Source organism: Leptolyngbya sp. AS-A5 (assembly GCF_039962495.1).
In the GTDB taxonomy this organism is placed as follows: Bacteria; Cyanobacteriota; Cyanobacteriia; order Leptolyngbyales; family Leptolyngbyaceae; genus Leptolyngbya.
This window is the reverse complement of record NZ_JAMPLL010000066.1, coordinates 1-10201: the sequence shown is the minus strand read 5'-3', so window position 1 is coordinate 10201 and position 10201 is coordinate 1. Positions and strand designations below refer to the sequence as shown.

Sequence of the window (10201 nt, the reverse complement as noted above, 5' to 3'; positions counted from 1 at the left end):
TTATCTACAGCTAAATCGCTGAAAATGCCTTGAAAACTAGCTTTTACTTTATGTACATGTCTACGCTGTAGGTTCTATGACGTAGACATTTGAATCTGCTATCCCGGTGCTAACTGGGAATCGTTTCAAGCTCACTGGTGAGTTATTAATGCCAGCCGTCAAGTGTGAGCGGAGCGAAATGATATACTGTCCGCCTACGGTGAAACATTCATCAAAACTCCTAGCTAGTACACTGACGGAAAGGCAGAATCTTTATGTCAAGAGGTATGTTTGACTTGAGTAGCGCATCAAACGCCACTGTTAAAATTGATCTGGTAGATGATGTCATTCCTACTTCGGCGACTAAAGCTTCAAGAGTGAAGCGGGAGACTTTGTTCAATCGATTTAGAGATAGGCTAATCCATAATCCCAGTCTTGACAGAACCTTAGTCAGCTTTCAAGCAAATAAACAGACTCCTTTCTACGGTTGGTTCAAATACAGGGAAGGCTTCTCTCGCCAACTCGTCCAGTATTTGCTGAAAGAGCTTATGCCGCAACCTGGTGTACTTCTTGATCCCTTCGCCGGGGCGGGTTCCGCTCTATTTGCAGCTAATGAACTGGGCTGGGAAACACAGGGCTTTGAGGTTTTGCCTGTTGGAATTTATGCCATGCAAGCTCGCCTAGCAGTAGAACGAATAGATGTCAAAGCGTTTCAAGAAGCGGTAGCGCAAATCCTTTTTGTAGATTTTGCTGAACATTACGATGAGCAGTTCGCTTTCAAGCATATTGCGATTACATCCGGTGCTTATTCTCAAGCAGAGGAGCGCCAACTAATTGGTTATATAGTTTTTTGCAAGCGCCATGTATCGAATTTAGACATCCAGCATCTTCTTCTCTACGCGGCATTCTGCATTTTGGAGGACATTAGCTACACACGAAAAGATGGACAGTACCTGCGCTGGGACGCTCGTTCGGGGCGTGCTCAGGGAAAGAAATCCTTTAACAAAGGATATATTTTCAGCTTTCGAGAAGCGATTTCAAACAAGCTGAATCAGATGGTCAATGATCTAATCGTTCAACCTAATCAACGTTCCCTTTCTCAAGAAGACATCATAGAGCAAGCATCCAGACCGACACCAATTATTTCAACTGGCTCATGTCTTAAATTGTTACCAACGATACCCGATAATAGCGTAAATTTCGTTTTGACATCTCCACCTTATGCCAATCGATACGATTATACGCGCACCTACGCTTTAGAGCTTGTCTACTTAGGTTATGGCAATGAAGAAGTTAAGCAACTGCGACAGGACATGCTCTCCTGTACGGTAGAGAATCGTGACAAACGGACACAGCTTCACGAGTATTATACGCAGATAGGACGTGATGCCAACTTTCGCCGGATTGAAGAAGTTTTTAATCACCAAGAAGCCTTACAAGAAGTTCTTTCCATCTTGGATACCTACCGTGATACTGGAGTGCTCAATAATTCAAATATTCCACGGCTTGTAAGAAATTATTTCTATGAAATGTGTTTTGTAATTCATGAACTTGCACGCCTTCTTCAACCAGGGGGAATAATTGCGATGGTCAATGATAATGTTCGTTATGCTGGCGAGGAAGTTCCTGTAGACCTCATTCTATCGGATATGGCTGAAAAATTTGGGCTAACAGCCCGCTACATCTGGACGTTGGGGCGAGGTAAGGGAAACAGCAGCCAACAGATGGGTAATCACGGACGGACTGAGTTGAGAAAATGCGTCTACATATGGGAAAAATAGCTGCATGATGTGAGCAACCTAAGTGAATGAAAAGAACAGGTCACAAAAAAGCACTAAGTAGAAAAACAAAAAACCGTATGAAAGAGCAAGCCTTGCTGGCTGAGGCTAACAGGATCAATTATCGGTTGCGGTCAACTTTCTTTTACCGCAAACTCAAAGAGTACAATACCCTTTCATTCCCTTCTATGGTCGCAGGATTAACTTCTGTTGAGCATTTGTATAGTTGGGAGGAACGGCAGCAATGGGGAGTTGGGGAAGAAGCTTTTAGCTACGTCAACACTCATCGTAATCTACATCTTTTTCAGGTTTTTTGTCATCCTAGATTGCTACGGGAACATCCTCCGCTCTTAGGGTATTACCGAAATCTCGCTGCACTTTCACAAAAAGCAGTCAAATACCTTGTTAAGATCGATGTTAAAAAAATAGAGAGTGACGTTAACAATCAAATTTCTTTGAGTCTTGAGCAAGCCCTTGCATTAGCAACGCTTTTCAATGAACATATCACTCTTATCGTTGATGCGTCCATACAAAGCCTGACAAAAGAAGAGCTACATGGCATGCTGCTAGCATCAACTGGCGCACAAATAGATGGTTCTTGGCGCAACGCAATTGGGGAAGAAGCCGAAAAAGTTGTACAGCGACTTTTAATAAACGAAGCAAAAGATCGCAGTCTACTCAGCGCATTTATTTCACGTACAGGTACAGCAGTAGAGCACTACGATTCTAGAAAGCTAGAAGAGCAGATTGGCAATCTTCACAGATATCGCGGCATCTTACTAACAAATCAAACCTCAATTCTTTTTTCTAGTGATCCCGATATCTCGCTTCTTGATGCCAATGGCGTAACAGTTTGTGCTGTGGAGGTCAAAGGAGGTGCAGACCCCGCGGGCGCATTAGAACGCTACGGTGCAGCGAAGAAATCGTTTGAGGAAGCAAGACGTATTACACCAGGTGTTCCGACCCTCTTAATTGCAAGTTGTATCACACCCGAAGTCCAGACACGCATCAAACAAGACCCACTTATTACCTCGTACTACAACTTGACAGAGCTTCTTAAGGAAGGTGCCGCGTCTTATAATTTGTTTATGCAACAAGTTTTTTCACTACTTTCCGATTCATGAGATTGGACGAGACGGCAAAAAGTCTGAGAAACGATCGCGAAAATTGCCCACTTTAAACAAATGAAAAATACAGGCGATTCTACGCTCAATTCAGAGAACGCCTAGTCATTTTTGGAACAAACCCGTCGCCAATGACTAGAACGGTCATTGGCAGGATCTTTTCATCAACATTTACTAAATTTACAATATCGGCTTCTACCGTTCCCAATTTAATCTTCTCTAGAGTTAAGTCTCTGAAACGCCTATCCTACCTAGCTTTTACTTTGTGAATATATCTATAACAGTTATTTATTGATAAATCCCTTAATCTTAGTTGCGAAAACTGCTACGATTAAGGGATTTAAATAGACCCTTGGAATCTAAAGATTTAGGATTAACAGCCCACAAAGTGCTACTTTGTAGTGAGGTACATTTGTATTTATGAAATTACGGATGGAGTATATTCAACCGGAGCCCTTTAATGTTAGAGCTGATTAGAAGATGCAAGTATTGCAGAAGTGAGATGATGCACGTCTCACCAAGATCTTGGCGAGAAAACCCTTATTGTCAGGTTTGTTTAGAGGAGCGCGCGGAGAAAGTCTCTAAAGAAAATCAAAACAAGAACTGGAAGATTCAAGGCAAATACCTTGTGCTTACACAAGACTCTGAAAAAACGTCTCTAGATGCGTAGTCGCCTCCTTCAGGGAAACCTTATCGATCCAGAATTCTTTGTGTGCTCCTCTACGACTAGTACATTCACGTTCCGTGAAAATCTGAACACTCCAATCTTCGGTACCTTCGACTGGGTATAGATTAACAACTAAGTCTGCTCTGTCCCGACGACAGCCTTTCCAATTAATTTCACCTGTTTCTGGATTAATCTGAGTATTCCAATCGCATGTCAGGCTAATACGACCTAAAGCCTCCTGAAACTTGATGGCAGAAGAAAACCGTTTATTACTGATTGGATCAATAGCTTTCTTGATAGCCTTTCTCAGTTTTGCAGGAACGTGAGGCAGAAAGGCTGCTCTATCTGGCAGGGTTCCCGACAGTATTCCATGCTGTAACTCTTCTACGTCTTTGAGACATGTCATTCGAGGGAGTTGCTGTTGATACATGTAATCCCCATTCACAGCGCGGTACAACGTCAAACCTACTTGGTAGATATCTGATTCAATGGATGCAAATTTTTGGGTCAAAACCTCAGGAGGCATTGCATAGCTATACATTGGAGGCAGCTTTGTGACTATACCGTTACTACCTATGGCTCTCGCCTGTCCAAAGTCTGCAACCATGGCGACTCCACTATCAGAGAACAAAACATTAGATGGCTTTATGTCAAGATGCAAATAGCCCTTCATATGAATCTGGGATATCCCGGTTAGAATTTCTTGCCCTAAGTTGATTAGGTGCTTGAGAGGTAGGGGATTAAAGCAAATATGTGATTGAAGAGAGCCGCGAGCAAAATAGGGCATGATTAAACAAACATGTGTATTATCCCTTGTTGCAGCATATTGAATAGGAACAATGTTTCTGTGCGCTGAGGCAAACATAGCTTTAGCCTCAGCAAAGTAATCATGAACTGAATTTTGGAGATCTACAATCGGTATTTCCTTTGCGACCAATCTGCCACCTAGTTGACTGTCTTGTATTTCAAAGACCTCAGAATTCATTCCTTCTCCAATTCCTATCTTGCGTGTCTTGTGATAGTACAATTCAGTTCTTACTTGCACAGCTATTCCTCCAAAGCAGCTACGGCAGCGATAATAGATTCTCTGGCTATACCAGTATATTTTGACAAATCAAGTCCGCGAAAATCCTCAGTAGTCATTTCCTTCTTGACTGATTTTAGTTCAAGCTTAATACTGGAAGCTATTGTAACAAGAGGCCCAGTTAGAGTCTTAACTCGTTGTTCATAAAGCAGTTGTAAAACAACACCTTCAAGTCGCAATCTTTCGCGTGTACTGTTTGTTACGCCACCAGGAGAGTTTGTTTCAGGATACCGAATCATAGCTGATTTCGGTTTGTGTTCATTAATAATGTCTGACACCTGTCCTCGAAACCAGCCTAATCTAGCAGCTTCTTCATCCGCATAGATTGCAGGGGCCTTCATCTTTCTATACGCTAGAAGGATGGGTTCATTTTTTGTTCCGGCGACAACACTCCAGTAGATTGCATCCTTTTCAACTCTGAAGCCAATAGCTTTTGTTTGTTTTTGAGCGGTCATGAAGTAGAAAACTACTACGAAGTTTGCATTAGAATTAAACCTAAACAGTGTGGAGAACAGGATAATCGAAATCCTCAGCCCCGGCTTTAGGAGAGCGGACTGGCACCTGCGTTCCCCACGAAAAAGGCGGCGACCAACAATCGCTGTCTTTTTTCATTGAATTTCAACGCTCTTTTGCCCCAAGGTCTTCCGCGGACAGGAGACGGTCATACCAAGTGAACCACTTCTGCTTGAGGTCGTCACTCCAGGTTGGATCAAATTCAGGCAATCTCTCAGCCAACTTATCAAATCTGGAAGATTGAAATTTACCCGAAACCTCATTTGTAGGCTGGCTGGAGGGAGAAGCCATTTCTTTAACCTCGGTTTGCTTATCTAAGTTGTCTGAAGGTGATGTGAACTCAAAACTGTCCAGATTTTCGTTGCGGAGTATTTCAAGCACCCCTGCGCTGCTAATACCTGGCGCAAGAAAATAGACGTACTCGGACGCATTGCCAGTATTGCGTCTTTGCCGATCAAGTATTCCTACTTCCCTTAATTTTTCCAGTCTCGAATGAGTCGTCTGTTTTGACTGCCCAGTTAAGGCTATCAACTGATTTGTAGATACTTCTTCAAGCCTGACAACCTCTGCTAATAACCTCAAGTGGGGTTGGCGATATCCTGATTTGATCCGCTGAATAGCCTCAGCAACAGAACGTGCATTGTCTAAATCCTGATGTGTTGTAGGCTCTTGTTCCCTGCTCGTGCTTAATGTAGTCAAGCTGGAGGAATAAGTCTGGTTCTCCTGAGCTAACTGAACAATATACTGAAGCTCTTCCTCAGTAACATTTCCTGAAGAGGAGTAGACTTTCGCAGCAGGTATTTTAGAGTTGGAATTGGGAATTTCTCTAACAGTCAGGAATCTCCTTTCCTCACTCAGTTTTTTGTTTGCTTTCTCCCCGATTGTTGACCTGGAAAGACCTGTGAGTTCACTCAGATTTTTGGTCGATATCCCGTTCGGCGCTTTGCTAACCTCTATAATAATTTGACAATCTTTTTGGGTTAGACCGATACAGCGTGCGGTGGGTGCTGATTGGTGCGGTGGTAAAAGCGACATAGTGGGAGCTGCTCTAGAGGGCATTACAGGGATAAGCCACGGGTATCGGACTGCACCCAGATCCAGCTTCAACACTGGATCTGGAGCAGCCCTATTGTCAATCTGACCATTTGAGATATAATTAGACATGAAAAATGGCCTCCTTTGTGAAGACAAGGGGTCAAAGAATAGAGATGAAGAGGCGGCTGAACTTTGACGAGGACACCGCCTTTTCAGATTGGATCGTAGCATTCCAACCGAGATCGTGCAATATAAGTTTTTTGACGGCCGTCTAAGGTGAAGCTTAAAAGCTGACAATATCCTTCAACCTATTTAGTGCCGCAGAGACATGAGTAGACAAAAGACGCTACATATAGGGTGTTAGCTCCTAAGCGCATATCTTATAGTTCTAGGTTTATCTCTTAAAGTGTTCTGAGGGATACTTACTGGCTGCCTCTTCAAAAGCGATCCACTTACCATCCATTAAAACGCACTGTATTCCCTCGATCTGAGTTGCAGCCTGTACCAATCCAAATTCATGCGCTAGGTGATACCACTCATTAAACGCAGTGTTACTATTTCCTTGCTCATATTCCTCGTTAGGTTTCCAGGCATCTGTTACAGCGCGGTAGAAGAAACCTGACGGATTCTCGACTCGTCGCTCTACACTTGCCTCTTTGAGCGATTCTAGAGCCTTTGATAGAACCTCCTTCGGCGCTTCTTGAACGGCTCGTTTAATCGTCGTATTCAGTTGAACACCAAGTTTGACAAGTTCAGCAGCGAGGTCGGAATTGTCAGACTCGTTAATGTCTGCTTGATAAGTTGAGACCAGGTGCTGACGCAGTTGGTCATTCTCTCTTTGCAGTCCGCTTACCTGCTGATCTAGATTTCTTGCCCTCAAAACCTGTGCACCAAATACCTCGTTTTGTTTTCTCAAGTCCCTGATCTCTGCCTCTAACGCCTTGATGCGGTCGCGCAAAGTTTGAATAACTGCATTTTTAGATGCATCTGAGGCTTTCTGCTTAGGTTCCTTCTTCGCGGAACCCTGCTGGCGCAGGTGTTCGATTCGCTCTTTAATCGCGACTTCCTTGTACAGGAAAGCCTTGCTAACATCCGCAGTTAAAGAAACTGTGTTGAAGTTAACAGTCTTTCCTTCTTTAAGGAGTTGTCGAATTCCTTGTTCAACCTTGTCGAGCGCTTCTTGTCGTTTTTTCCGAGCGTTTTGACGCAAACCATCCGTGTTACGCTTTACCGTCATCGGTTTCGCCCTCCAGTCCCGCAATGATGTTTTTCAGATTGGTTTTAACCGTCTCGTTCATCTCGGCTTGACGAACCCAGCCGTTCGCGGTCGCCTTTTCAATTATCTTCTCGGTCTGTCTGAGTTGTTTTTTGTGTTCGCCTAGGTGTTCAACAGTTGTCCGAAAATGAGTGCAAGACAGGCAAGCATTCGCGTGTGGACATCCTTGAGAAATTGTCGGTAAAGCACAGGAACCGTTCGGAAGCGCCTGAGCGCTGATGTTGCGCTTAAACCACTGCAACTCGTCGTCATCGGCTTCGATGTCGTTCGGTTCCATGACTTGACCCGCGATGTTCACTACTCTGCCCTGAAACTTAGCGATTTCGGCTTTCATGGTCTGGTCGTGGATGAAAGCGTAGGTCGCTGTCATTTCTGGTGACTCATGACCGAGATAGCGCTGAACGATGTGCTGCGGTACGCCGTTATTGATCATGCGCGTTCCGACTGTGTGGCGAAACTGGTGCGTCTGGAAGTGCCACCGCTTGCCGTTCTGGTCACAGATGTTGTGTTGCTCGGCTAAGGAATTGAGATAAGCCGGAAGCGTTTTACGCGCCATCACGCGAGGGACAGGCTTGAATCCCGGTCGCCGCACTCCGCCATTCGAGCAGAAGAGATACTTGAACTGCGGATCGAGATGAGCGCGAATGTAACGCTGCTGTTCCTGAATCACCCGCACCACTTCACGCGAAATCGGAATCGTGATTTCCTTTTTCATCTTGAACTGGTAGTACCGCAAAAACCAATCGCCAGTCGTGTCTTGCAGTAGGCAGTCAAAGTTTAGATTAACCAGTTCAGAAATTCGCATCCCACACTCTTGCAGCACCAGCACCATTCGCATCACTGGCTCAGCCAAGTCGCCGATGTGTTGGTTGAGCTGCTGCATCACTTCTTCGGGGATATAACGCGGCTTGTGTTTTGGACGTTTCGGGAAGTCCTCTTGACGGACTAGATACCTACTGACATCAAGCCATTCATTCTGATAACACGCATCGAAATACAGCTTGGCATCACACAGAACTTTATAACGAGTCATTGGAGCGAGACGAGCGCTGGCGAGATGAATCGTGAATTCAGTGATGATCGTTCGATTGATTTCGTGTGGCGCGATGTCCGGGTAAGCCTGAACAAGAAACCGCGATAAGCGTCTCAACGAGTACAGCTTTTCTTGAGCTGATGAAAACTCAATCGAACTAAGGCATACCTTGAGAAACAGCTTGGCGGTGTCCTTTAGCCAAGGTTGACTCAGTTGCGTGAAATTGAGCTTATAGCTCGATCTGCCGACTCCATCTTGCAATCCCAAGCGGCGGCAATCCCAAACGTCTTTTACATACTCGGATTGTGGATCGACGACGAAGAACGCTACGGGTTCTGAAGGCGTAAAGTCTCGATGGCACTGTTTACACAGATAAATCTGAGTGCGATTCGATGACTTATTCCTGCCGTTTTTGCGATACTGGTCACTGCCGCAATTCGGGCAGCAGAGAGCGGGCTCAATCGGAGTCGGGAGGTTCTTCTTCCGTTTTGCTAATTTCATTTCTTTGCTCCAAATATCTGTGATATTCCTGTTTCATGTCCTCGTCGCTGACATGAACGTAGATGTCATTGGTGGTTTGGATGCTGGCGTGTCCGAGTCGCTTTTGCACATACACCATCTCTGTGCGTTCTCGAATCAACGCGGTCGCATGAGTGTGTCGAAACATATGGGGGTGAGCAATTGCGATTCCCGTCTTCCTTTTGAGTCGATTAAACAAATCCATCACGGCGTTGTAGGTCATCGGGGAACCCAGATCGCCTTTCCACAGATTGACGAACACGTAATCGCTAAAGTTGTCGCCCAGAATTTCCATAAACTCTTTTTGTAAATACTCGCTGTACAACCCCATCAACTCCTTGGAAACATGGATTGTGTTGGGGTTTTTGCTTTTTGCACGAGCGCCGTTGGCGTTGTTGTCGCGTGGAATCACCAAAATCTGATTGTCCCAGGATTGAATGTCTTCGTGCCGCAATCCCAGCACCTGTCCGATTCGCATTCCGCTTTCTGCCAGAACGCAGAGTAAGAACTTGTCGCGGATGCGATCGCACGCAGAAACGAGTTGCTCCATTTGCGAGTCTGGGAACGTTTTGGGAGCGCGTCTTGGAACTTTGAGCTTGAGCAGCCGAGTTCTAACAGGTTTGCCTTTAGTGATGTGGTGCAGAAAGCTTTTGTATCGTCGTCCTGGCATGACGCGCGATCGGTAAAGCGGAATATGCGGTGCGTTTCCGGCTTGCTCATGAAAATCATAGAGCATACATACAGCGGTCAAAATCGCATTGATCGTCGATTCTGTCCGCTTTGCTTGCTGCTCTTGCATCGAAACGACATCGATTGGGCTTGGACTTCTGAGCCACGACATGAAATCTGCTAGTTCCACGACACTCACGGCTGTCCAGTCTAAGTGGCGATCGTGCAGGTAGTCCCAGTACAGTTTGAGGTGAAACGCATACGCTTTGATCGTGTGGGGCGATCGCTCAACGTTTCGCAAATAATTCAAGTATTCTTCGATCGGCTCAACTGGTAGGAAATCATCTCCCAACACCATCCATGTCAATTGCTCAGATAAAAGCCTGACTTTTTGTACTTTCACTTTGTAGACACTGAAGACGCTAAATAACAGCTTTCAGTTATTATTCCACAAAATAGGATGTTTGTCCTAATATTTGTTGTTGTTTACTATAAATAATTAAAGAAAAGAACTGTTGTTAACT

8 protein-coding genes are annotated in these 10201 nt (G+C 44.8%); 2 read left to right on the top strand and 6 right to left on the bottom strand.

What is annotated here, in order from left to right; translation table 11 throughout:
• Positions 1-266: 266 nt before the first annotated feature.
• Positions 267-1760, top strand: coding sequence for a site-specific DNA-methyltransferase (locus tag NC980_RS25745; RefSeq protein WP_348254087.1), 1494 nt, complete (start codon positions 267-269; stop codon positions 1758-1760).
• A 77-nt stretch (positions 1761-1837) separates the two neighbouring features.
• A complete protein-coding gene (locus NC980_RS25740) occupies positions 1838-2881 on the top strand; it encodes an XcyI family restriction endonuclease (RefSeq protein WP_348254086.1) in 1044 nt (347 codons plus the stop codon).
• A gap of 632 nt (positions 2882-3513) precedes the next feature.
• Here the strand turns inward: NC980_RS25740 and NC980_RS25735 are convergent.
• The 6 genes from NC980_RS25735 to NC980_RS25710 form a co-directional block, all read right to left on the bottom strand.
• Complete coding sequence (locus tag NC980_RS25735) at positions 3514-4593, bottom strand: serine/threonine-protein kinase (RefSeq protein ID WP_190375029.1); 1080 nt, start codon at positions 4591-4593, stop codon at positions 3514-3516.
• A 2-nt stretch (positions 4594-4595) separates the two neighbouring features.
• Entirely contained in the window at positions 4596-5087 is a 492-nt protein-coding gene (locus NC980_RS25730; RefSeq protein ID WP_190375028.1) for a hypothetical protein, read from the bottom strand.
• Positions 5088-5250: 163 nt separating this feature from the next.
• Positions 5251-6180, bottom strand: a complete 930-nt coding sequence (locus tag NC980_RS25725; RefSeq protein ID WP_348254085.1) for a helix-turn-helix domain-containing protein — start codon at positions 6178-6180, stop codon at positions 5251-5253.
• Between the two features lie 394 nt (positions 6181-6574).
• Positions 6575-7417 (bottom strand): DUF6262 family protein, encoded by an 843-nt coding sequence (locus tag NC980_RS25720; RefSeq protein ID WP_190375026.1) that lies wholly within the window; start codon positions 7415-7417, stop codon positions 6575-6577.
• Positions 7401-8990, bottom strand: a complete 1590-nt coding sequence (locus NC980_RS25715) for a tyrosine-type recombinase/integrase (protein WP_190375025.1) — start codon at positions 8988-8990, stop codon at positions 7401-7403. The genes NC980_RS25720 and NC980_RS25715 overlap by 17 nt, the downstream gene beginning before the upstream one ends.
• Positions 8947-10080, bottom strand: a complete 1134-nt coding sequence (locus tag NC980_RS25710) for a tyrosine-type recombinase/integrase (protein WP_190375024.1) — start codon at positions 10078-10080, stop codon at positions 8947-8949. Before NC980_RS25710 ends, NC980_RS25715 begins: the two co-directional genes overlap by 44 nt.
• Positions 10081-10201 lie beyond the last annotated feature (121 nt).

Coding starts and splice junctions, on each gene's coding strand:
- NC980_RS25745 (WP_348254087.1), top strand. CDS start 267: ATGTTTGACTTGAGTAGCGCATCAAACGCCACTGTTAAAATTGATCTG.
- NC980_RS25740 (WP_348254086.1), top strand. CDS start 1,838: ATGAAAGAGCAAGCCTTGCTGGCTGAGGCTAACAGGATCAATTATCGG.
- NC980_RS25730 (WP_190375028.1), bottom strand. CDS start 5,087: ATGACCGCTCAAAAACAAACAAAAGCTATTGGCTTCAGAGTTGAAAAG.
- NC980_RS25725 (WP_348254085.1), bottom strand. CDS start 6,180: ATGTCGCTTTTACCACCGCACCAATCAGCACCCACCGCACGCTGTATC.
- NC980_RS25720 (WP_190375026.1), bottom strand. CDS start 7,417: ATGACGGTAAAGCGTAACACGGATGGTTTGCGTCAAAACGCTCGGAAA.
- NC980_RS25715 (WP_190375025.1), bottom strand. CDS start 8,990: ATGAAATTAGCAAAACGGAAGAAGAACCTCCCGACTCCGATTGAGCCC.